This is a genomic window from Halomonas binhaiensis (genome assembly GCF_008329985.2).
Lineage (GTDB): Bacteria > Pseudomonadota > Gammaproteobacteria > Pseudomonadales > Halomonadaceae > Halomonas > Halomonas binhaiensis.
In genome coordinates this window covers 3083324-3106500 of the sequence record NZ_CP038437.2, presented here as the reverse complement: position 1 = coordinate 3106500, position 23177 = coordinate 3083324, and the positions used below count along the sequence as shown (strand labels likewise).

16 protein-coding genes and 1 pseudogene are annotated in these 23177 nt (G+C 57.1%); 9 read left to right on the top strand and 8 right to left on the bottom strand.

Annotated elements, in window-relative coordinates:
• Nucleotides 1-15: 15 nt before the first annotated feature.
• The 7 genes from E4T21_RS13695 to E4T21_RS13665 all read right to left on the bottom strand — a co-directional run bounded on the left by E4T21_RS13695 (nt 16) and on the right by E4T21_RS13665 (nt 6778).
• Nucleotides 16-441: a cytidine deaminase gene (locus E4T21_RS13695; RefSeq protein WP_149285601.1), complete on the bottom strand. Its 426-nt coding sequence runs from the start codon at nt 439-441 to the stop codon at nt 16-18.
• A 5-nt stretch (nt 442-446) separates the two neighbouring features.
• A complete protein-coding gene (gene deoD / locus E4T21_RS13690; protein ID WP_149285600.1) occupies nt 447-1187 on the bottom strand; it encodes a purine-nucleoside phosphorylase in 741 nt (246 codons plus the stop codon).
• A 27-nt stretch (nt 1188-1214) separates the two neighbouring features.
• Nucleotides 1215-2474: a phosphopentomutase gene (locus tag E4T21_RS13685; protein WP_149285599.1), complete on the bottom strand. Its 1260-nt coding sequence runs from the start codon at nt 2472-2474 to the stop codon at nt 1215-1217.
• Entirely contained in the window at nt 2471-3820 is a 1350-nt protein-coding gene (gene deoA, locus E4T21_RS13680) for a thymidine phosphorylase (RefSeq protein WP_149285598.1), read from the bottom strand. Before deoA ends, E4T21_RS13685 begins: the two co-directional genes overlap by 4 nt.
• Nucleotides 3820-4596, bottom strand: a complete 777-nt coding sequence (deoC, locus tag E4T21_RS13675) for a deoxyribose-phosphate aldolase (protein WP_149285597.1) — start codon at nt 4594-4596, stop codon at nt 3820-3822. Before deoC ends, deoA begins: the two co-directional genes overlap by 1 nt.
• 93 nt (nt 4597-4689) lie before the next feature.
• Nucleotides 4690-5955 carry a NupC/NupG family nucleoside CNT transporter gene (locus E4T21_RS13670; RefSeq protein WP_149285596.1) on the bottom strand — a complete coding sequence of 422 codons (1266 nt, stop codon included), beginning with the start codon at nt 5953-5955 and terminating at the stop codon, nt 4690-4692.
• A gap of 16 nt (nt 5956-5971) precedes the next feature.
• Nucleotides 5972-6778: an outer membrane protein OmpK gene (locus E4T21_RS13665; RefSeq protein WP_149285595.1), complete on the bottom strand. Its 807-nt coding sequence runs from the start codon at nt 6776-6778 to the stop codon at nt 5972-5974.
• Nucleotides 6779-7183: 405 nt separating this feature from the next.
• Between E4T21_RS13665 and E4T21_RS13660 the strand changes: the two genes are divergently transcribed.
• The 7 genes from E4T21_RS13660 (at nt 7184) to E4T21_RS13630 (ending at nt 14157) form a co-directional block, all read left to right on the top strand.
• Nucleotides 7184-7948 carry a DeoR/GlpR family DNA-binding transcription regulator gene (locus E4T21_RS13660; protein ID WP_149285594.1) on the top strand — a complete coding sequence of 255 codons (765 nt, stop codon included), beginning with the start codon at nt 7184-7186 and terminating at the stop codon, nt 7946-7948.
• 478 nt (nt 7949-8426) lie between these two features.
• Nucleotides 8427-9473: a ubiquinol oxidase subunit II gene (gene cyoA, locus E4T21_RS13655; RefSeq protein ID WP_149285593.1), complete on the top strand. Its 1047-nt coding sequence runs from the start codon at nt 8427-8429 to the stop codon at nt 9471-9473.
• A gap of 3 nt (nt 9474-9476) precedes the next feature.
• Nucleotides 9477-11459 carry a cytochrome o ubiquinol oxidase subunit I gene (cyoB, locus tag E4T21_RS13650; RefSeq protein ID WP_149285592.1) on the top strand — a complete coding sequence of 661 codons (1983 nt, stop codon included), beginning with the start codon at nt 9477-9479 and terminating at the stop codon, nt 11457-11459.
• Entirely contained in the window at nt 11459-12082 is a 624-nt protein-coding gene (locus E4T21_RS13645) for a cytochrome o ubiquinol oxidase subunit III (protein ID WP_149285591.1), read from the top strand. Before cyoB ends, E4T21_RS13645 begins: the two co-directional genes overlap by 1 nt.
• 1 nt (nt 12083) lies before the next feature.
• The gene (gene cyoD / locus E4T21_RS13640) at nt 12084-12410 is read left to right on the top strand and encodes a cytochrome o ubiquinol oxidase subunit IV (RefSeq protein WP_149285590.1); all 327 of its coding nucleotides are present in this window, start codon (nt 12084-12086) and stop codon (nt 12408-12410) included.
• Between the two features lie 11 nt (nt 12411-12421).
• Complete coding sequence (gene cyoE, locus E4T21_RS13635; RefSeq protein ID WP_187774997.1) at nt 12422-13312, top strand: heme o synthase; 891 nt, start codon at nt 12422-12424, stop codon at nt 13310-13312.
• 239 nt (nt 13313-13551) lie between these two features.
• Nucleotides 13552-14157, top strand: a complete 606-nt coding sequence (locus E4T21_RS13630; RefSeq protein WP_149285588.1) for a Yip1 family protein — start codon at nt 13552-13554, stop codon at nt 14155-14157.
• Nucleotides 14158-14273: 116 nt separating this feature from the next.
• Here E4T21_RS13630 and E4T21_RS13625 read toward each other — a convergent pair whose 3' ends face one another.
• Nucleotides 14274-15398, bottom strand: coding sequence for an aminotransferase class V-fold PLP-dependent enzyme (locus E4T21_RS13625; protein WP_149285587.1), 1125 nt, complete (start codon nt 15396-15398; stop codon nt 14274-14276).
• Nucleotides 15399-16057: 659 nt separating this feature from the next.
• Between E4T21_RS13625 and E4T21_RS21690 the strand changes: the two are divergent.
• Together E4T21_RS21690 and E4T21_RS13620 are read left to right on the top strand one after the other, a co-directional pair.
• Nucleotides 16058-16189 (top strand): annotated as a pseudogene (locus E4T21_RS21690) (ESPR domain-containing protein); the annotation flags it as partial.
• Between the two features lie 3 nt (nt 16190-16192).
• Nucleotides 16193-23176 (top strand): YadA-like family protein, encoded by a 6984-nt coding sequence (locus tag E4T21_RS13620; protein ID WP_240349144.1) that lies wholly within the window; start codon nt 16193-16195, stop codon nt 23174-23176.
• The last annotated feature ends 1 nt before the right edge of the window (nt 23177 follow it).

The following is a 23177-nucleotide window of genomic DNA, read 5'->3' as shown; positions in this document are numbered from 1 at the left end:
TATGCGATGATCCGCTCAATGGTGCATTGACGAGTCCTTGCCGAGATTCTCGGGGCCAAAAGAGTCCGGCAGTAGTTCATCCATGCTATAGCGCTTGAGCAGCTTGCCATGGGCATCGACCACGCGAATCACTGTCTCCGGGGTGGCGAATTCACGCAGGCGCTGGCGGCAGTCGCCGCATGGTGTGCACAGGTGCTCGCCGGGGCCGATGACATAGACTTCAGCCAAGCGGCGTTCACCTGCGCTGACCATGGCAGCGATGGCGGATGCCTCAGCGCAGAGCCCCTTGTAATGGGCAACTTCCACATTGGCACCGGTATAGCGCTTTCCCGACTCGCTTATCAGCACGGCACCCACAGGATGGCCGGAATAGGGCACATAGGCCCGGCTGCGTACTGCGACAAGCGTGGCGATGATATCGGTGTCGATATGCTCGTTCATGGTCATCACTCCTGCTTACCGTCGCGAGACGCCTGATCATCGCGCAGTACCGACTCCAGAGCGACTTTCATCATGTCGTCGAAGGTAGTGGCACGGTCGTCGCTGGAAAGCGAATCACCATGGACGATGTGATCCGACACGGTGCAGATGGTGGTGGCCCGAGCGCCGAATTCAGCCGCCACGCCATACAGTCCGGCCGCTTCCATCTCCACTCCGACAATGCCGTACTGACGCAGAGTATCGATCAATGCGGGATCGGGGTGGTAGAAGAGGTCAGCAGAGAAGATGTTGCCGACTTTCACCGCCACGCCTTGCTCGTTGGCGGCATCCACTGCATGGCGAGTCATCTCGAAATCGGCAATGGCCGCGAAGTCCAGGCCGCGGAAACGAGAGCGGTTGACCCCGGAATCGGTGCTGGCGCCAAGACCGATAATGATATCGCGGACCTTGACGTCATCACGCACCGCACCACAAGAGCCGACACGGATCAGGCGCTTGACGTCGTATTCGGTGATCAGTTCCTTGGCATAGATGGAAACCGATGGAATGCCCATGCCATGTCCCATGACAGAGACCTGGCGACCGCGATAGCTGCCGGTGTAGCCATACATGTTGCGGACATCGGTGACCAGGCGAGCATCATCGAGAAAGGTTTCGGCGATGTACTTGGCGCGCAACGGGTCGCCAGGCATCAGCACGGTATCGGCGAAGTCGCCGCGTTCAGCCTTGATGTGGGGAGTTGCCATAAAGAGTGACTCCTTGGTGATGCTGCTTTATTCAATGCTTCCCTGACGGTGAAGGAGGAAACTTTCTCCATCGGCCATGGGCGAGAGATGCAGGAAACTGGCCAGACTTTGGCCAATGTCGGCGAAGCTTTCGCGTTTACCCAGTGAACCAGCAGGCAGGCCTGCGCTTTTTACCAGTACCGGGATGTACTCGCGAGTGTGGTCGCTGCCATGCCAGGTAGGGTCGCAGCCATGGTCTGCGGTGATCACCAGCATGTCGTCGTCCTGCAGCATGTTCAGCAGTTCCGGAAGACGGGTATCGAAATGCTCCAGAGCCGCGGCATAGCCAGCGACATCTCGACGATGACCGTAGACCATGTCGAAGTCGACGAAATTGGTCATCACGATTGTGTTGCGTGAGGAGCCCGCGCTTTGTTCCAGAGCCTTCAACGTGGCATCCATCAAGGCATCATGACCTGATGCCTTGATCAGCTGAGAGATACCGCAATGGGCATAGATGTCGGCAATCTTGCCAATGGCGATGACGTCTCCTCCTGCCTCGGTCAGCTTTTGCAGCACGGTAGAGGAAGGGGGCTCGACACTGTAGTCACGTCGGTTGGCGGTGCGTGTGAAGCTGGCGGTATCGTCACCGACAAAGGGGCGGGCGATGACACGACCAATGTTGTAGGGCTCAAGCAGACCTCGGGCGATTTCACACAGTGTCAGGAGTCGTTCAAGACCGAACGTCTCCTCGTGGGCAGCAATCTGGAACACGCTGTCCGCTGAGGTATAGACGATAGGCTTGCCGCTGCGGCAGTGTTCCTCGCCAAGGCGGGCGATGATGTCTGTACCGGATGCATGGCAATTGCCCAGAACGCCAGGCAGTTCTGCTTCGTGTATCAAGGCCTGGAGCAGTTCGGCAGGAAAGCTCTCTTTCTTGGCTTCGAAGTAGCCCCAGTCGAAGCGCACCGGAACGCCGGCAATTTCCCAATGACCGGATGGCGTGTCCTTGCCGGAGGATATCTCCTGGGCGTAGCCGTAAGCCCCATCGAGTGCATGGGCCGCTTCGCTGAGCTCGATACCTTCAGCTAACTGCCCCGTGGCTTCGCGGTGAGCATGGAAAAGCCCCAGGCGGGCCAGGTTAGGTAGATGAAGCGGCCCTTGGCGACCACGATCATCAGCTTCGCCCCGCGCACAAGCCTGGGCGATATGCCCCAGAGTATCTGAACCGCTATCACCGAAGCGCTCGGCGTCGGGAGAGGCACCGATACCAAAGGAGTCCATGACGATAACGATGGCACGGCTCATGGGCTATCTCCTGAAAGAGAGTCTTGGGAAGGGGTCAGTACATCATGGACCAAAGGGGGAGAGTCGACCTTTTCAGCACTGATGTGGAAGGCGTCACGCAAGCGCTCCGCGAGCATATCGGCATCCGCCTTACTGGCAGCATGCAGGCGAGCCAGTGGTGTCTGCGCATCAACGCAGGATCCGATGGCGGCAATATGATCCAGACCGACACGGTGGTCGATGCGGTCACCGGCGCGGCGGCGGCCGCCGCCCAGCTCCACGACCAGCATGCCCAGGGCCTTGACGTCCTGGGCGGTGACGAAGCCGGCATCTGCAGGATAGATATCCCGGATGACAGGAGCACTGGCCAAATACGCTGAGGGGCGTTCCAGCAGGTCTGTCGGACCGCCAAGGCCGGCCACCATCTGTGCAAAGCGTTCTGCTACCTGGCCCGAGGCGAGGGTTGCATCGAGGCGCCGTTCAGCCTCCTCGCGATCCTGGGCCAGTTTGCCTGAAAGCAAGGCTTCTACCGCCAGATAGCGGGTCAATTCCAGCAGCCGTCCGGTGTGCCGCTCTCCCTTGAGAATGGCTAGGCATTCATGCACTTCCACGGCATTGCCGGCGCTGGTGGCCAGCGTCTGATTCATGTCGCTGAGCACGGCGTTGGTCGGGGTACCCGAGAGTGTCGCGACTTGCGCGATCGTGCTGGCCAGCTTGCGGGTTTCTGAATCGCTGGACAGAAAGGCACCATTGCCGATCTTGACGTCCATGACCAGGGCGTCGAGATTTTCGGCCAGTTTCTTGCCCAGGATAGACGCCACGATCAGCGGCAGGGAGGCAACCGTAGCGGTGACATCCCGCACCGCATAGAGCCGCTTGTCGGCAGGGGCCAGGTCGGCACTTTGTCCGACAATGGCAACACCAGGCGAAGTCACCAGTCTGGCGAAGGTGTCTTGTGTTGGCGTGACGTCATAACCAGGGATGGACTCGAGCTTGTCCAGAGTACCACCGGTATGGCCGAGGCCGCGTCCGGAGATCATGGGGACATGGGCGCCACAAGCTGCCAGCCAGGGGCCGAGAATCAAAGACACCGGGTCGCCGACACCACCGGTGGAGTGCTTGTCGAGCACTGGGCCGGTGAGATTCAGTGCCGAGTAGTCCATCACTCGGCCAGAGTCTCGCGTGGCGGAAGTCAGTGCGACGGTCTCGGCAAGCGACATACCATGGATCGCCGTGGCCATGGTGAAGGCGCCGATCTGTTCGTCACCAGCCTTGTTCTCAGCAACGGCCTGAATGAAGTGGCGTATGGCGGCTTCATCAAGTGCCTGGCCATCGCGCTTGGCGGCGAGAATGTCCTGGATCAGCATCAGTAGTCTCCTGCGCTGCCCTCTTGATGGCTTTTTCCGTTCAGCGTCGCCAGCAGGTTGTCCAGCAAGCCTGAAGCGCCGAATCGAAAGGTTTCGGGAGTGGCCCAGGCTGGCCCCATGATGTCGCTGGCAATGTCCAGGTAGCGTGCAGCGTCTTCGGCACTACGCACGCCGCCGGCTGCCTTGAAGGCTACGGGACGGTCTGCATCGCGAATCACTTCAAGCAGGACGCGTGCCGCTTCTGGAGTGGCATTGACCTCGACCTTGCCGGTCGAGGTCTTGAGAAAGTCGGCACCACCGGCGACAGCTTGTTCGGCAGCTCGACGAATCAGGGCTGCGTCTTGCAGTTCACCTGTTTCCAGAATCACCTTGAGCACACGCTCGCCACAGGCCGCCTTGCATTGGCTGACCAGCTCACGGCCGATATCGTTGTTGCCTGCCAGCATGGCGCGGTAGGGGAAAACGACATCCACTTCATCGGCGCCTGCCGCAATGGCTGCGCGGGTTTCGGTCACGGCAACCTGAATATCGTCACCACCCGCAGGGAAGTTGGTCACTGTGGCGATCTTGACCTTACCCGCAAGGCCTTCTGCCTCCAGGGCGCGTTGGGCGGTGTGAATGAATTGCGGATAGATGCAGATGGCGGCAGGGTGCCCAGCAGCAGTTCTGGCTTTATGGCAAAGGGTTTCAATGCACGCTTCGTCATCATCGTCATTGAGACTGGTCAGGTCCATCAGGGCGAGGGCTTGATGGGCAATCTGGGTGAGATCGTTCATTGAATGACTCCATGGGAAGGCCGAGACGAGAGAAAGAGAGCCACCGGCGTTTCCGTAGAACCGGGCCCATCTGGGCCCGGAGGTAAGCAGTAATCAGGCGCCGAGGGTAATGAAAAAGCCGGCGATACAGGCGGACATCAGATTGGACAGTGTTCCGGCAAGAACCGCCTTGATGCCAAAACGCGCGATCTCGTGGCGGCGACTGGGTGCCAGGCTACCCAGTCCACCAAGCAGGATGGCGATGGAAGAGAAGTTGGCGAAACCACACAAGGCAAAGGACAGTATGGCCGCTGTATGCTGGCTCATGACCTGGCCAGTGCTTTCCACCAACTGCTGTCCATCGATATAGGGTGCCAGGTTGATGAAGGCGACAAACTCATTGACGACCAGTTTCTGGCCAATGAATGAGCCCGCCAAGGTCGCTTCGTTCCAGGGAACGCCCAGCAGGAAAGCCAGTGGAGAGAACAGCCAGCCAAGAATCATCTCCAGACTCAGGCTGTCGATGCCAACCCAGCCACCGACACCGCCGAGAATGCCATTGATCAGCGCGATCAGACCGATGAAGGCCAGCAACATGGCGCCGACATTGGCGGCCAGCATCAAACCGGAAGAAGCGCCTGAGGCGGCGGCATCAAGGACATTGCTGGGCTTGTCATCCTCCTCAATCTGCTCCACACGGTGTTCCGCCTGGTCGGCTTCAGGATCCGTCTCCGGCATCAGCAGCTTAGCGAACAACAGGCCACCAGGAGCCGCCATGAAGGAAGCAGCGACCAGATATTCCATGGGAATTCCAAGAGCCGCGTAGCCAGCCAGGACAGAGCCTGCCACTGATGCCAGGCCACCACACATCACGGCAAACAGCTGTGACTGGGTCATGCCGGCAATATAGGGACGAACCACCAGCGGGGCTTCGGTCTGGCCAACAAAGATATTGGCTGTTGCGGAAAGGGACTCTGTGCGCGAGGTGCCAAGTACCTTCTGCAAGGCCCCCCCAAGCAGTTTCACCACCCACTGCATGATGCCCAGGTAATAGAGCACGGCGGTCAAGGAAGAAAAGAAGATGATGACCGGCAGCACTTTCACTGCAAAGACGAAGCCGGTGCTGTCGACATTGGCCAGGTTACCGAAGACGAAGCCAATACCATCGTTGGCGTATGCCACCACCTGGCTGACCGCATCGGAAATGGTCTTCAGCACTTTCTGGCCAAAAGGAACATAAAGAACGAAGGCGCCGAGCCCTGCCTGTATGACGAAGGCTCCTAGTACCGTACGCAGGCGAATAGCGCGACGATTGCTGGAAAACAGGATCGCGATGATGACGAGAGTCGCCATGCCCACCAGACTCATGATAAGCGTCATAGGTTCGGTCGCCTTCTTACAAGAAGTTGAACTTAAGAGAGTAGATCACGGCGTTCTGGTACTGGCCCGGCGAGCCTAACTTTTCATCTGAATAACGGTACTGGAGGCCCGTGGTCAGCATCCTGGTAGGGTGCCACCACAGGGCAACAGCGCCGTTGGTGCCAATCTCGTCGGCCTTGGCGCCAACGTAGTTCTGCTCGAGATAGTCATCATCCCGGGCGAAGGTCTGTTCATGCCAGTTTGTCAGGCTGAAGTTCTGACCCAGGGCATTGAAGTCATAACCGGCGACCCAGCCCAGCATGCCGCCGTTCATACCGGTATAACCACTGCTCTGGACTCGAGCGGCACCGATGAAGGGTTTGATCCACAGGCCATTACCGAAGGTATGGCGATAGCCAAGCCCCAGGATCTGGTCCTGTTCACGGCTATGAAAGCCGTAGTCACGGAAGTCATAGAGGTGCAGATAGACGGAGAAGGGGGTGTCGCCGAGATAGAGATGGGATGTCACCTTGCCCGCAGTACGCAGGTTGTCCTTGCCGTCGCTGCCTTCATCGAACTGGTCGTGGCCGGGATTCTCGATATCGAAGAAACCGTAGAACTCACCCCAGGAATAGCCCATTCCCCCTTCAAGTTCGAGATAGACGAAGTCGCTCTTGGCCGCGTTGGTGGCAGTTCGCTTTTCGGTGCCGTTGGACCAGTCCAGATAGTTGACGGAAACGTTGCCGAACGACCATTGCGGGCTGGAAGCATTGGCTGCTGAAGGCAGTGCGGCAAGGGCGCAGGAAAAGACGGTGGTAGAAACCAGGGAAGTATAACGGGACATCAAAGGATCTCGAGTTGGGTAACTTTATTGTTAGTAGGAGACGGGGTGGTGCGGGGACACCTCGGAAATGCTGATAGCATTATAACAGTGAATGTGATTTTTTTAACATTTCTGCTCTAACTATGCCCTAACGCAAAGGTCGAGTAGTGAAATCTGGTGAGAACCTTATGATCCTGGGCACCCTGCACTCAGGCGATAGAATGATTTATCTGGGCGCCCATGAATCAGCCATATGTCATAAAGCTGAGAGAATGCCGGGAAGAGGGGCATGAGATGGAGGGAATTGAGGTAATAGAGGGAATAGAGGGAATAGAGGGAATGAGGTGGATGACGTAGAGAGGCGCGGGGATGTGCCTGAGGCACAAATGGACGGGATGGAGTGAACTGGGTGGAGAGAATGGCTTGATGAATCGACGGGGTGTGGAGCGGCAGGAACGTTTGCTGCAGGCGCTGGTCAGTGGGGGAAGCCTGCATCTGGCCGATGCCGCCAAACTGTGTGGTGTGTCGGAGATGACGCTGAGGCGTGACGTGTCTTCCAGAGATAGCCTTCTCAGTCTGATGGGGGGATATCTGGTGCGCCGTGATGACCCCCATTACATGCCAACGTACGACCTCAGCACGCAGCAGATGCGTGGTGCCGAGATCAAGGCGTCTCTGTGTCGGCATGCACTATCCTGCATTGATGATGGCGATACCCTGTTCATCGATTGTGGTACCACATTGCTGCCCTTGGCGAGTGAACTGGGCAAGCGCCAGGGGCTGACGGTAGTGACCTATGCACTCAATGTCGCCAATGCGGTCAGTGCTCTGGATGATGTGCGCCTGATTCTGCTCGGAGGCCGCTATCGCAGGGTGTCCCAGTCTTTCGAAGGGGATGACATGGCTGCACAGATCCGGGCGCTGGGTATCAATCGTGCTTTCATCTCTGCCGCGGGGGTGCATCCCCAGCGTGGGCTCAGTTGCTTTCATTTTCATGAAGTGGCCCCCAAGCAGGCAGTGATAGAAACTGCTGCTCAGCGTATTCTGGTATTCGATGACAGCAAGTGGGATTGTCTGCGCCCTGCCTTTTTTGGCGCCTTGTCTGATGTGGACATCATCGTGACCCATGATCGAGCTGCCAGTGCACTGGCCGATATTCCCGATCTCATACCACGTTTGATCACCATGTGAGTCTTTATTCAGAATCAGCCGGGAGCGATTAGGGAGTGGGGTGGGCAAGCTCTTTATCGTTCCCGTTCCTGCCAATTTTTCCTGCAGTTCGACTGGAGCTTGAAGCTCTCTCGGTTTATGGTTGGCGCCGCAAGGCGGTGCGACACCCTGCGGCAAATCGTCGCTTCTCTTTCGAGGGACATGTGCCGACAATATGCGCTGTCCCATTCTGCCTCCCATCACATGGGGGGCAGAATGGGATATCGCCATTGGGGAAGGCGTAGGTGGGCTCATTGCAACTGGCTTTCGCCAAGCCGGAGGCAATGCACATGGATTTCGCTCCTGACAAGGGATGACAGCGTTTTCCTCCACCCCGCCGGGCCGCCTTGGCACGTGCGAGCTTGCTCAAGCAGAACCAGTAGCTTTCGGCTATTGGCAGTGCTTGAGCAAGGCTCGTGAGCTCTGGTATTCCGCCTCCACGCCCGGACGAGGTCGCTACATGAGAAGAAAGTCATATTTGCGCATGCTAGGCCTAGTGCTGATGCTCGCGCTACCCCTGGTGCTGGCGGGCTGTAGTTCAGCCTTGCTGGACCCCAAGGGGGAAATCGGTCAGGAGCAGCGTACTCTGATCCTCACTGCCTTCGGTCTGATGCAGATCGTGGTGGTACCGGTCATTGTGCTGACTCTGGTATTTGCGTGGCGTTATCGCCGCGGTAACAAGGATGCTACCTACGCTCCCGATTGGTCACATTCCACTGTGATCGAAGCGATCGTCTGGTTCATCCCCTGCGTCATCATTGTCTTCCTGGCGGTGCTGACCTGGTACACCTCCCACAGCCTTGATCCTCACAAGCCTCTTGAGGCGAAGGAAGGTCAGAACGAGCCGATGGAGATCCAGGCAGTGTCACTGGACTGGAAGTGGCTGTTCATCTATCCGGAGCAGGGCATCGCAACGGTCAATGAGCTGGCTTTCCCCGAGGACACTCCGGTGCGCTTCCGTGTCAGCTCTGGCTCGGTCATGAACTCCTTCTTCATTCCTCGCCTGGGCAGCCAGATCTATGCCATGGCCGGGATGGATAACGACGTTCACCTGATCGCCAATGAGCAGGGTGTCTACAACGGTCGCTCATCCAATTACAGCGGTCCTGGCTTCTCCGGTATGACCTTCAAGGCCCACGTCGGTTCCGTCGAGGACTTCGATGCTTGGGTAGCCAAGGTCAAGGAATCTTCAGACACTCTGACCTATCCGGATGAGTACTACGCTCTGGCTGCTCCTACCGAGCACAACGAGATCCAGTACTTCTCCCAGGTATCCCCGGGTCTGTACGAGTCCATCGTCAAGAGCTTCCTCAATGGCAACGAGGCTCATGCCGCTCATATGGCTGAGCAGGAAGGTAATCGTCACTTGTTCGGTCATGGCGGCAAGGCTCATGACGCAAGTGAAGACGATGAGTCTCATGAGGCCGTGGAGTCCGAGGATGTCACTGACTCTCATCAAGCACCCGAGTCTCGCGACGAGCCCATGAGCGCGGAGGCAGCGGAGTAAACTATGTTCGGAAAACTTACCCTGGACGCGATCCCTTTCCACGAGCCAATCATCATGGTGACCGCAATGGTCATCGCGATTGTTGGTGTCGGGGTTGTGGGTGCTCTGACGTATTTCAAGAAGTGGAAATACCTATGGACCGAGTGGCTGACCTCCGTCGACCACAAGAAACTCGGTATCATGTACTTCCTCGTCTCGCTGGTGATGCTGATTCGCGGCTTCGCCGATGCCATCATGATGCGGACCCAGCAGGCCATGGCCGCAGGCGGCGCCGAGGGCTATCTGCCGCCGCATCACTATGACCAGATCTTCACCGCCCATGGCGTGATCATGATCTTCTTCGTTGCCATGCCCATGGTCATCGGTCTGATGAACCTGGTGGTACCGTTGCAGATCGGTGCCCGTGACGTGGCCTTCCCGTTCATGAACAACCTCAGCTTCTGGTTGTTCGTTGCCGGTGTCGTGCTGGTCAACATCTCCCTGGTGGTCGGTGAGTTCGCCACCACTGGTTGGCTGGCCTACGCACCATTATCGGGCAAGGAGTTCAGTCCCGGAGTCGGGGTGGACTACTGGATATGGGCACTACAGATATCAGGTATCGGTACGACCCTGACGGGTATCAACTTCTTCGTGACCATCATGAAGATGCGTACCAAGGGCATGACGCTGTTCCGCATGCCGATCTTCACCTGGACTTCGCTGTGCGCCAACGTCCTGATCATTGCTTCCTTCCCGGTACTGACGGCGACCATTGCACTGCTGACGCTTGACCGTTATCTGGGCATGCACTTCTTTACCACCGATTTCGGTGGCAACATCATGATGTATGTCAACTTGATCTGGGTCTGGGGTCACCCCGAGGTATACATCCTGATCCTGCCGGCATTCGGTGTATTCTCCGAGGTCATCGCGACCTTCGCCCGCAAGCGTCTGTTCGGTTACGGCACCATGGTCTGGGCGACCGTGGCCATTACCGTGCTGTCGTTCATCGTGTGGCTGCACCACTTCTTCACCATGGGCGCAGGGGCCAACGTCAACGCCTTCTTCGGCATCATGACGATGATCATCGCCATCCCCACCGGGGTGAAGGTGTTCAACTGGCTGTTCACCATGTACCGTGGTCGCATCGAGTTCACTTCTCCAGTGCTGTGGACCATCGGCTTCATCATCACCTTCACTCTGGGTGGCATGACCGGTGTGATGCTGTCCGTGCCTGCGGCCAACTTCGTGCTGCATAACACGCTGTTCGTCATTGCACACTTCCATAACGTCATCATCGGCGGTGTGGTGTTCGGCATGCTGGCCGGCCTGACCTACTGGTTCCCGAAGGCCTTCGGTTTCACGCTGGACGAGAAGTGGGGCAAACGTTCCTTCTGGTGCTGGCTGGTCGGTTTCTACATGGCCTTCATGCCGCTGTACGTGCTGAGCTTCTTCGGCGCTGCACGCCGCATGAACACTTACGAGAACACCGAGTGGCAGCCGCTGATGATCGTTGCCTGGGTGGGTGCCGTGATCATCCTAATGGGTATCCTGTGCACCGTGATCCAGTTCGCTGTCAGTATTCGCGATCGCAAGAAGAATGCCGACGTGACTGGCGACCCGTGGGGCGGTCGTACTCTGGAGTGGTCCACTTCCTCTCCGGCGCCGTTCTACAACTTTGCCCATCTGCCCGATGTCAGCGATATCGACGCTTATTGGGATGACAAGCAGAAGAACGGTGGCAAGGCGCCGCTGTCCAAGCCGCCTTACCAGGACATCCATATGCCCAAGGACACTTGGGAAGGTCCTGTCATGGGGGCGATCTCCATTGTCTTCGGCTTTGCCCTGATCTGGCATATCTGGTGGCTGGCGATCGTTTCTGCGTTGGGCATGTTCGCTGTGTTCATGGCGCGTATCTTCCGTACCGACGTCGATTACTACGTGCCGGCGGCTGAAGTCGAGCGCATTGAGCGCGAGCACCAAAAACGAGTGGAGATGCAGGCGTAATGGCGACTGATACTCTGACTAACCACGCAGGTCATGCCCACGATGGGCATGACCATGATCACCACGACGCTGCAGGCACCAAGGTCTTCGGCTTCTGGATCTACTTGATGAGCGACCTGATGATCTTCGGATCACTGTTCGCTACCTTTGCTGTGCTGATGAAAGGCACGGCCGGCGGTCCTACGGCATCCGAGATCTTTGAACTGCCCTTCGTGCTGGTCGAGACCTTCCTGCTGTTGTTCTCGAGTTTCACCTACGGCATGGCCGTGCTGTCGATGAATGCCAACAAGGCCAAGGCGGTATTCAACTGGCTGTTGGTCACCTTCATCCTGGGCGCAGGCTTCGTGGGCATGGAAATCTACGAGTTCCAGCACCTGATTCATGAAGGCTTTGGCCCTGACCGCAGTGCCTTCCTGTCTGCGTTCTTCACCCTGGTCGGTACTCACGGTCTGCACGTGACCTTCGGTCTGATCTGGATCCTGGTGATGCTGATCCAGGTGAAGAAGATGGGACTCACCGACATGACGCGTCCGCGGATCATGTGCCTGAGCTTGTTCTGGCACTTCCTGGACATCGTCTGGATCTGCGTCTTCTCCTTCGTCTACCTGATGGGAGCCCTGTGATATGAGCGGACAAGCGCCTAGCGAACATAGCCATGGCAGTGTCAAGTCCTATGTCATTGGCCTGATTCTGTCCATCGTGCTGACCATCATTCCCTTTGGGGTCGTGATGGCGGGATCCTTCGAACTGGATGCCACTCTGGCTATCATCGTGGCAACCGCGGTGGCCCAGGTGCTGGTTCAGTTGATCCTGTTCATGCACATGAGCACCAAGACCGATGAAGGCTGGAACTTCAACGCATTTGTCTTCACCGTGTTGATTCTGGTTCTGGTCATCGGAGGTTCCGTGTGGATTATGTACCACCTGCATCTCAACATGATGATCGGCTGACGCCGAAGCACATGATGATCAGAGACTACGTCACCATCACCAAGCCAGGCATTATCGGCGGTAATGTGATCTCGGTTCTGGGTGGCTATTTCCTGGCCGCCCAGGGTCAGTTCGATTTGCTGGTGTTTGTCTCGGCCCTGTTGGGTCTGGCGTTGGTGATTGCGTCCGGGTGTGCCTTCAACAACGTCATCGATCAGGATATCGATGCGCTGATGGAGCGTACCCGTAACCGACCTCTGGTGCAGGGTAGGGTGAGTGCCGCGGCAACACTGGTATTCGCCACCATCCTGGGGCTGGCAGGCTTCGGTCTGCTGGCTCTTGGCACCAATGCGTTGACCGTGGGCCTGGCGGCCTTCGGTTTCGTTGTCTATGTCGGGATTTACAGCCTCTACATGAAGCGCCACTCGGAGTACGGCACTCTGGTCGGCAGCCTGTCCGGTGCGGTACCGCCAGTCGTCGGTTACTGTGCTGTCAGTGGTAGCTTCGATGCCGGGGCATTGACCTTGCTGATTATCTTCAGTCTGTGGCAGATGCCGCATTCCTATGCCATCGCGATCTTCCGTATGGAAGATTATCGTGCCGCGAAGATCCCGGTACTCCCTGTGGTGCGTGGAATTGGTACTGCCAAGCATCATATCATCGGCTACATCCTGGCCTTTCTCGGTGCAGCATTGTCGCTGAGCCTGGCGGGGTATGCTGGTCCGGGGTACCTCATCGTGACTTCTGTGCTGGGTATTTATTGGTTGTATATCGCAGCCAAGGGCTATCGCACGGAAGACAATGTGCGTTGGGCGCGTCAGGTGTTCGGAATCTCGATCCTGACCATCACGGCCATGAGCGTGATGATGTCGTTGGATGCAACATTGATGCCTGGTGTGCCGCTATGGACATCGATGTATTGATATAAGCAAGTAAGTCATTCCCTGACCGACATGCTGACCGGGCCGCCTTGAGCGGCCCGGTTTTTTTGTCCTGCTCTGGCGAAAGACCATGAATTCATGGCCTAGCCAATAGAGTGAAGCGTTGAGGTATGAAGAAGCAAAGCAAGGATTCGTATCTATACTGAGAACTGAAGGTAATGCTGGTTACAAGGGGATGGCGGCTTCACCCGCCTGATTATGCGGTATAGGAGGGAGTCAGTATGCTGACACACGTCTGGGGTTTGATGGCCCACCCGCATCGTGAATGGAAACAGATCAAGGAAGAACGCGAGACGATAGATCACCTTTACGCTCATCATGTGTTGTTGATGGCGGCGGTGCCGGTGATTAGTGCCTACATCGGAACGACTCAGGTGGGGTGGAGCCTGGGCAGTGGTACGACCATCCAGTTGAGTTATCTCGATGCCCTGGGTGCGGGAATTGTCTTTTATGTGGTGATGTTGGCTGCGGTCTATGCAGTAGGCAAGGTGATTCGCTACATGGCCAAGCGCTATCCCAAGCCACCAAGCCAGAGCCAGTGCATCATTTTTGCTGGTTATATCGCTACGCCCATGTTCCTCAGTGGTATCGTCGCTGTCTATCCATTGGTGTGGCTGTGCATGCTGGCCGGGATTATCGGTCTATGCTACACAGCTTATCTGCTATACATCGGTATTCCATCCTTTCTCAACATCAGTCAGAAGGAAGGCTTTATTGTTTCCAGCACTACCTTGGCCTTTGGGGTGCTGGTGCTGGAAGCCATGCTTGGCATGACGGTATTGCTGTGGGGCTATGGAGAAAGAATCATTCTCTCCATTTTCGGTTAAGAATGGCGGATGAACCTACGTCACCGACGTCGGCGGCATTCAAGAGGAAGGGGCCCCACAGGGCCCCTTTGCTTTATCTATCTTCCGATCATTTGGCGTTTCTGCTTGTTCCAGCTTTATTGTGCCACCTGGTTCAGTGCTGCTTTCAGGTTTGCCACACTGCGTTCCAGGTTATGTAGCTTATCAAGGCCAAACAGGCCAATACGGAAGGTCTGGAAGTTCTCTCCTTCATCGCACATCAGCGGCACCCCGGCCGCGACCTGAAGTCCTGCAGCAGCAAACTTGGCAACCAGCTGTGAATCGCTGCAATAGGACACCACCACGCCTGGGGCCTCAAAACCCTCGGCAGCCACGCTCGAATACCCATATTCGGCAAGCACCTCGCGCACGCGGTGCCCCAGAGCCCACTGTTCCTCCATCACCCTGTCAAAACCATAATTTGCCGTTTCCTGCATGATGTCACGCAACTGGTGAAGGCTATCGGTGGGCATGGTGGCATGATAGGCATGACCGCCATGTTCATAGGCTTCCATGATCTCCAGCCATTTACGCAGATCCGCGGAAAAGCTCGTGCTTGTGGTTTCCTTGATGATCTCTCGCGCATTGGGCGAGAGCATGACCATGGCGCAACAAGGAGAGCCGCTCCATCCTTTCTGCGGAGCGCTGATCAGTAGGTCGACCCCGGTTTTCTCCATATCCACCCAGATGGTGCCTGAGGCAATGCAGTCAAGCACCAGCAGACCGCCATGAGCATGTACTGCATCTGCCACGCGCTTGATGTAGTCATCTGGCAGGATCATGCCAGATGACGTTTCCACGTGGGGAGCGAAGACGATATCGGGTTGTGTGCGGCGGATGACTTTTTCCACTTCCTCGATAGGAGCGGGTATGAAGGGGGCAGTGGGAGTGTCTTCCGTTCGACGGGCTTTCACGACATTGAGATCGGCCGGGATCTTGCCCATTTCAAGAATCTGGTGCCAGCGATAGCTGAACCAGCCATTACGAATCACCAAAGCATTGCGGCCATTGGCAAACTGGCGTGCTACGGCTTCCATTCCAAAGGTGCCACTACCCGGTACGATCGCTACGGCATGGGCCCTGTAGACCTGCTTCAGGGTCGCTGAGATATCTCGCATGACACTCTGAAAGCTTTGTGACATGTGGTTCAGGGCGCGGTCCGTATAGACCACAGAGTATTCCAGCAGACCATCAGGGTCGACATCGGGGAGCAAGCCGGACATGGATTCTTCCTTCATTCGCTTGTGGAAAGCGGCCAGATGCCGCCAGACGTGCATTCAAGGATACGGCTAACGGTTCGGCTGGGCCAGTCAGTACCGATCGCCGCTTTCGGCCCGCGCCTGGTCTGTGCGATTACCTCAATCAGGCTGGTGAGCACAAGGGCTCGCTGAGGGCGCCTGAGCAAAGGCTGTGAAACGGGCAGTGTTTTGGATACCTCTTGAGTGTTTCTGTTTGTATCTATTTGGCTCCTTGAGAGAAGCTGATTTTGATACATACAATTACATAACATGAGGAATTTTCTCTGATCCCTCTCTCGATATCGCTATTTAACGCTCTGACTTCTCGCAATGCTACTACTTTGGTATGACATTTTGTCTATTCATGCGATTCCGTCAAGGTGCTTAAAAAGCATATAACATATTGATATTAATTGTATATTTAGAGATGTGTAAGTCTTTTCCCATGCTTCGGCGAATCATTTTGTAACATTCATGCTTTCAATTGACGTATATATGTAAGTAGAAGGCTTGATTTGTAACAAAAGGTGTATATTATGCTCTTTAATGTGAACGCTCCTGCACATATCCCCTGACATCAGGAGCCAAAGTTAGGCTGGCAGAGATCCCCAGTGAGAGGGCACTCTACAGTGCAGGAGGAGCATATGAACCGTGTCTTTCGCCTTGTTTGGAATCGTCCCAGTGGCCGCTGGGTTGTAGCATCCGAGGCTGCTCATTCCAGATGCAAGTCGTCAACTTCCCGACACCTCATCGGTGGTGTTCTCTTGATGGGAGGAGCTTTGGTTCTTCTACCGGGAAGTGTCGAAGAGGCGAAGGCTAATACACTTGATGATGGCTCCCAGATCTGTAATTCCACCGGCAGCACGGGCACTGTAGGCCGCCAGCAATACGGGCAGACAAATAGCGACCCCGAGGACGGCTCTGGCACTTTCTCCACTGTCGCTGGCTGTAACGCCCAGGGCAATAATCATCTTGCAGCAACGGTTTACGGTACTTTCAGTCAAGCAACTGGACAGGGCTCTGCTGTATTCGGATTTTCTTCATATGCAGGAAAGTGGGCGACATCAATTGGCCTGCAGAACGGAGCAGGAGGGACGGCAAGCACTGCTCTGGGGTTTGGCACTCAAGCCGCGGGGTTGAATTCCGTTGCGATCGGTGGGGCTGGTGGTGATGGTACAACCCCTTTGCAGCTGGAGAGTTCGACACGAGCCATCGGGGCGCACAGCATTGCCATTGGTGGCAACAACATCAAAGGTGCTCAGGCGCGTGGTGCCAATAGCATTTCCATTGGTAGTCAGGCCAATACTGAGGCAGCGAGTGCACTGGCGATTGGGCATGCTGCATCTGCTACGGTTGATAGGGGAGTGGCGTTGGGGTACTTGTCCAATGCCAACACCGGAGCAGGTATCCGAGGACTCGACCCCAACACAGGTGTCGCAGCAGCGGATGGGACAGCAATTGCCAATACCGAAGGTACGGCAGGCGCGGTGTCTATTGGTAACCCGGGGTCTGGCATTCGCCGACAGATCACCGGTGTAGCAGCGGGAACCAATGACACCGATGCAGTCAACTTGGCTCAACTGAAAGCGGTAGAACAGTCCGCCGATGGCAGTTGGAATCTTACTGCTGAAGGGGCTAACAGCAGTGAAGTTGCATCAGGCGACACCGTCGACCTGGCCAATAACGATGGCAACATCGAGGTCAGCAAGAGTGCCGACAGCGACAATGTGACCTTCGACCTGGCCGATGACCTCAACGCCAACAGCTTGACCTTGGGCGATGAGACCCAGTCCACCACGCTGAATGGCAATGGCCTGACCATCGCCAATGGCCCGAGCGTGACCACCGACGGCATCGATGCGGGTGGCGATGTCATCAGCAACGTCGGCGATGGCGTAGCCGACAGTGATGCGGTCAATGTCGGTCAGCTCAATGAAGCCGCCGATGGTGTGGATGACGCCGTTACCGCGAAGGGCTTGAACTTCGCGGGTAATGAAGGTGATGAGATCCATCGTGACCTGGGCCAGACCCTGGCGATCAGCGGTGAAGCCACCAGCGCCGGTGATTACAGCGGCGCCAACCTCAAGACCGTGACCGATCCGACCACCGGTGCGATTCAGCTGCAACTGGCCGAGTCACCCAAGTTCGGTGATGTCACCATCAACACCACGGATGCTGATGGCAACGGGGCGGGCACCATCAATGGCCTGAGCAACACCACCTTTGATGAAGACAACATCGTCTCTGGCCAAGCGGCCACCGAAGATCAATTGGCCGCGGTCAACCAGACGGCCAACACCGGCTGGAATATCAGTGCCGAAGGTGAAAATGCCAGCAATGTGGCGCCAGGCGACACCGTCGACCTGGCCAATAACGATGGCAACATCGAGGTCAGCAAGAGTGCCGACAGCGACAATGTGACCTTCGACCTGGCCGATGATTTCAACGCCAACAGCTTGACCTTGGGCGATGAGACCCAGAACACTACGCTGAATGGCAATGGCCTGACCATTGCCAATGGCCCGAGCGTGACCAGCGATGGCATCGATGCTGCTGGTGATGTCATCAGCAATGTGGGCGATGGCGTAGCCGACAGCGATGCGGTCAATGTCGGTCAGCTCAATGAAACGGCCGATGGTGTGGATGACGCCGTTACCGCGAAGGGCTTGAACTTCGCGGGTAATGAAGGTGGTGAGATCCATCGTGACCTGGGCCAGACCCTGGCGATCAGCGGTGAAGCCACCAGCGCCGGCGACTACAACGGCGCGAACCTCAAGACCGTGACCGATCCGACCACCGGTGCGATTCAGCTGCAACTGGCCGAGTCACCCAAGTTCGGTGATGTCACCATCAACACCACGGATGCCGATGGCAACGGGGCGGGCACCATCAATGGCCTGAGCAACACCACCTTTGATGAAGACAACATCGTCTCTGGCCAGGCGGCCACCGAAGATCAATTGGCCGCGGTCAACCAGACGGCCAACACCGGTTGGAATGTCAGTGCCGAAGGCGAAAATGCCAGCAATGTGGCGCCGGGCGACACCGTCGACCTGGCCAATAACGATGGCAACATCGAGGTCAGCAAGAGTGCCGACAGCGACAATGTGACCTTCGACCTGGCCGATGACCTCAACGCCAACAGCTTGACCTTGGGCGATGAGACCCAGTCCACCACGCTGAATGGCAATGGCCTGACCATCGCCAATGGCCCGAGCGTGACCACCGACGGCATCGATGCGGGTGGCGATGTCATCAGCAACGTCGGCGATGGCGTAGCCGACAGTGATGCGGTCAATGTCGGTCAGCTCAATGAAGCCGCCGATGGTGTGGATGACGCCGTTACCGCGAAGGGCTTGAACTTCGCGGGTAATGAAGGTGGTGAGATCCATCGTGACCTGGGCCAGACCCTGGCGATCAGCGGTGAAGCCACCAGCGCCGGTGATTACAGCGGCGCCAACCTCAAGACCGTGACCGATCCGACCACCGGTGCGATTCAGCTGCAACTGGCCGAGTCACCCAAGTTCGGTGATGTCACCATCAACACCACGGATGCTGATGGCAACGGGGCGGGCACCATCAATGGCCTGAGCAACACCACCTTTGATGAAGACAACATCGTCTCTGGCCAAGCGGCCACCGAAGATCAATTGGCCGCGGTCAACCAGACGGCCAACACCGGCTGGAATATCAGTGCCGAAGGTGAAAATGCCAGCAATGTGGCGCCAGGCGACACCGTCGACCTGGCCAATAACGATGGCAACATCGAGGTCAGCAAGAGTGCCGACAGCGACAATGTGACCTTCGACCTGGCCGATGACCTCAACGCCAACAGCTTGACCTTGGGCGATGAGACCCAGAACACTACGCTGAATGGCAATGGCCTGACCATCGCCAATGGCCCGAGCGTGACCACCGACGGCATCGATGCGGGTGGCGATGTCATCAGCAACGTCGGCGATGGCGTAGCCGACAGTGATGCGGTCAATGTCGGTCAGCTCAATGAAGCCGCCGATGGTGTGGATGACGCCGTTACCGCGAAGGGCTTGAACTTCGCGGGTAATGAAGGTGGTGAGATCCATCGTGACCTGGGCCAGACCCTGGCGATCAGCGGTGAAGCCACCAGCGCCGGTGATTACAGCGGCGCCAACCTCAAGACCGTGACCGATCCGACCACCGGTGCGATTCAGCTGCAACTGGCCGAGTCACCCAAGTTCGGTGATGTCACCATCAACACCACGGATGCCGATGGCAACGGGGCGGGCACCATCAATGGCCTGAGCAACACCACCTTTGATGAAGACAACATCGTCTCTGGCCAGGCGGCCACCGAAGATCAATTGGCCGCGGTCAACCAGACGGCCAATACCGGCTGGAATGTCAGTGCTGAAGGCGAAAATGCCAGCAATGTGGCGCCGGGCGACACCGTCGACCTGGCCAATAACGATGGCAACATCGAGGTCAGCAAGAGTGCCGACAGCAATGACGTCACTTTCGACCTGGCCGATGACCTGAGTGCCAGCAGCCTGACCCTGGGTGATGAGACTCAGTCCACCACGCTGAATGGCAATGGCCTGACCATTGCCAATGGCCCGAGCGTGACCAGCGATGGCATCGATGCTGCTGGTGATGTCATCAGCAACGTTGGCGATGGTGTAGCCGATAGCGACGCGGTCAATGTTGGCCAGCTCAATGAAGCCGCCGATGGTGTGGATAACGCCGTCACCGCGAAAGGCCTGAACTTTGCTGGCAATGAAGGTGGTGAGATCCATCGTGACCTGGGCCAGACCCTGGCAATCAGCGGTGAAGCCACCAGCGCCGGTGATTACAGCGGCGCTAACCTCAAGACCGTAACCGATCCGGCCACCGGTGCGATTCAGCTGCAACTGGCGGAGTCGCCCAAGTTCGGTGATGTCACCATCAACACCACGGATGCTGATGGCAACGGGGCGGGCACGATCAATGGTCTGAGCAACACTACCTTTGATGAAGACAACATCGTTTCTGGGCAGGCGGCCACGGAAGACCAACTAGCTGCGGTCAATGCGACGGCCAATACCGGCTGGAATGTCAGTGCCGAAGGTGAAAATGCCAGCAATGTGGCGCCGGGCGACACCGTCGATCTGGCCAATAACGATGGCAACATCGAGGTCAGCAAGAGTGCCGACAGCAATGACGTCACTTTCGACCTGGCCGATGACCTCAACGCCAGCAGCTTGACCTTGGGCGATGAGACTCAGTCCACCACGCTGAATGGCAATGGCCTGACCATCGCCAATGGCCCGAGCGTGACCAGCGATGGCATCGATGCTGCTGGTGATGTCATCAGCAATGTGAGCGATGGTGTAGCCGACAGCGATGCGGTCAATGTCGGTCAGCTCAATGAAGCCGCCGATGGTGTGGATGGCGCCGTCACCGCGAAGGGCCTGAACTTCGCTGGCAATGAAGGTGGCGAGGTCCACCGTGACCTGGGCCAGTCCCTGGCAATCAGCGGTGAAGCCACCAGCGCCGGTGATTACAGCGGCGCTAACCTCAAGACCGTGACCGATCCGGCCACCGGTGCGATTCAGCTGCAACTGGCCGAGTCGCCCAAGTTCGGTGATGTCACCATCAACACCACGGATGCTGATGGCAACGGGGCGGGCACGATCAATGGTCTGAGCAACACTACCTTCGATGCCGATAACATCACATCCGGCCAAGCGGCCACGGAAGACCAGTTGGCGAGGGTTGAGGAGATTGCTTCATCTGGTTGGCAATTGGGCACAATAAATGGCAACGGAGGGGTACGCGAAGGTCGGGAACTCGATGATGTTACAAACATCGACCCGGGTGAGGTTGCCGTCTTGTCCAACAACGACCCTAACATCGGTATTGCCATGGACGGCAACGAGGTGGTCTTCAGTCTGGCCGATGATCTGTCCGCCAACAGTATCACTCTGGGTGATGATGCACAGTCGACCATACTCGATGGTAGCGGTCTGAGCATTGCCAATGGCCCGAGCGTGACTACCGATGGCATCGATGCCGGAAACCAGAAGATCACCAATGTGTCCGCCGGTGAGCAAGACACCGATGCGGTGAACGTGGGGCAGCTCAACCAGGCGGTTACGGAAAGTACCGAGCTGGTGGTGAAATACGACAGCGAGAACAAAGATACCGTTACCTTGGAAGGTGAGGAAGGGACGTCTATCACCAATCTTGCAGATGGCAGGATCAGTGAGCAGAGCACTGATGCCATCAATGGTTCCCAGCTATACGCGACCAATCAGGTGATCAATGAGCTGGGTGATGCATTCACCTTTATCTCAGGTTCCGGCGACACCATCAATCTTGATGAGATGGGTGTTGGTATCCGCTATGCGCGCACCAATGAGACGGGCCTGGAACAAAGTGACTCCTTTGCTGAAGCGAAGGGGGCTACTGCAGTGGGCTATGAAGCAAGGTCCACGGGAGAACAGGCACTAGCTCTGGGGTATCAGGCCACAGCTGCTCACCAGGGTAGCGTGGCGCTCGGCGCAGGGGCTCAGACAGCTGAAGCTGTGGGTACTGCATCGGTGGATATCAATGGCCAGAGCTATATGTTCGCCGGTGCCGACCCAGTGGCGACCGTCAGTGTTGGTCGTGCCGGAGCCGAACGTACCATTACCCATGTAGCGGCAGGGCGTATCAGTGCCGATAGCACTGATGCGATCAACGGCAGCCAACTGTATGCCACCAATCAGGCCGTCAGTGACGTTGCCAGCAAGGTAAACAATGTCACCAATGAGGTGAATGAGTTGAGTGATCAGGCCGTCAAGTACGATAGCAATGATGACGGCACTACCAACCATGACTCGATCACCCTGAAAGGCAGCGGTGGTACCACGATTGCCAATCTGGCAGATGGCGAGGTCTCTGAGGACAGCACCGATGCTGTCAATGGCAGTCAGTTGTGGGATGTGCAGAACCAGATTACCAACATCGAACAGGGCGGATCCCGTTACTTCAAGGCAAATTCCAACAAGGCGGAGGCCGTAGCCGTGGGGCGGGAATCTGTGGCGGCAGGACCACAGAGTGTTGCGCGTGCGGATGACAGTAGTGCCATTGGTGCCAGGGCTGAAGTGACGGCAGAAGGTGGCGTGGCACTTGGGGCTGATTCCGTGGCAGACCGTGAAGGCATGAATGGCAAGCGAGAGCGTTTCTCCAACGCGGCAGTGGGCTCGAGTAAAGGCGCCGTGTCGGTGGGGAGTGCGGGCAATGAACGCCAGATCACCCATGTCGCAGGTGGTACTCAGGCGACGGATGCGGTCAATGTCCGTCAGTTGGAAGCGGTTCAGGCTGGGGCCGTCAATTACGACCGCCGCAGCGATGGCAGTACGGACTATACCTCGGTGACCTTTGGTAATGGCGGAGAGCCGACACGTCTGCGTAATGTTGCACCGGGTGTTGATGCGACAGATGCGGCGAACGTCGGTCAACTGCAGGAAATGGGCAACCAGTTCAACCATGCTATTTCTGGTGTCTATGACAAGATCGATGAAGTCGAAGAGGGTGCCTATGCTGGTGTGGCATCGGCCCTGGCTGCAGCTTCCACTCCTCAGGCCACTATGCCTGGCAAGAGCATGGTCTCTGCCGGTGGCGGCTACTACAACGGCGAATCAGCGGTCGCAGTGGGGGTTTCCCGCTTGTCTGACAATGGGCGTTGGGTGGTCAAGGCAAATGCTACAGGCGATTCACAGAGCAACTTCGGCGCTGGTGTCGGTGTTGGCTGGCACTGGTAAG

Coding starts and splice junctions, on each gene's coding strand:
- E4T21_RS13695 (WP_149285601.1), bottom strand. CDS start 441: ATGAACGAGCATATCGACACCGATATCATCGCCACGCTTGTCGCAGTA.
- E4T21_RS13630 (WP_149285588.1), top strand. CDS start 13,552: ATGCTGACACACGTCTGGGGTTTGATGGCCCACCCGCATCGTGAATGG.
- deoC (WP_149285597.1), bottom strand. CDS start 4,596: ATGAACGATCTCACCCAGATTGCCCATCAAGCCCTCGCCCTGATGGAC.
- E4T21_RS13685 (WP_149285599.1), bottom strand. CDS start 2,474: ATGAGCCGTGCCATCGTTATCGTCATGGACTCCTTTGGTATCGGTGCC.
- deoD (WP_149285600.1), bottom strand. CDS start 1,187: ATGGCAACTCCCCACATCAAGGCTGAACGCGGCGACTTCGCCGATACC.
- E4T21_RS13625 (WP_149285587.1), bottom strand. CDS start 15,398: ATGTCCGGCTTGCTCCCCGATGTCGACCCTGATGGTCTGCTGGAATAC.
- cyoE (WP_187774997.1), top strand. CDS start 12,422: ATGATGATCAGAGACTACGTCACCATCACCAAGCCAGGCATTATCGGC.
- E4T21_RS13660 (WP_149285594.1), top strand. CDS start 7,184: ATGAATCGACGGGGTGTGGAGCGGCAGGAACGTTTGCTGCAGGCGCTG.
- E4T21_RS13645 (WP_149285591.1), top strand. CDS start 11,459: ATGGCGACTGATACTCTGACTAACCACGCAGGTCATGCCCACGATGGG.
- E4T21_RS13665 (WP_149285595.1), bottom strand. CDS start 6,778: ATGTCCCGTTATACTTCCCTGGTTTCTACCACCGTCTTTTCCTGCGCC.
- cyoB (WP_149285592.1), top strand. CDS start 9,477: ATGTTCGGAAAACTTACCCTGGACGCGATCCCTTTCCACGAGCCAATC.
- E4T21_RS13670 (WP_149285596.1), bottom strand. CDS start 5,955: ATGACGCTTATCATGAGTCTGGTGGGCATGGCGACTCTCGTCATCATC.
- cyoD (WP_149285590.1), top strand. CDS start 12,084: ATGAGCGGACAAGCGCCTAGCGAACATAGCCATGGCAGTGTCAAGTCC.
- deoA (WP_149285598.1), bottom strand. CDS start 3,820: ATGCTGATCCAGGACATTCTCGCCGCCAAGCGCGATGGCCAGGCACTT.
- cyoA (WP_149285593.1), top strand. CDS start 8,427: ATGAGAAGAAAGTCATATTTGCGCATGCTAGGCCTAGTGCTGATGCTC.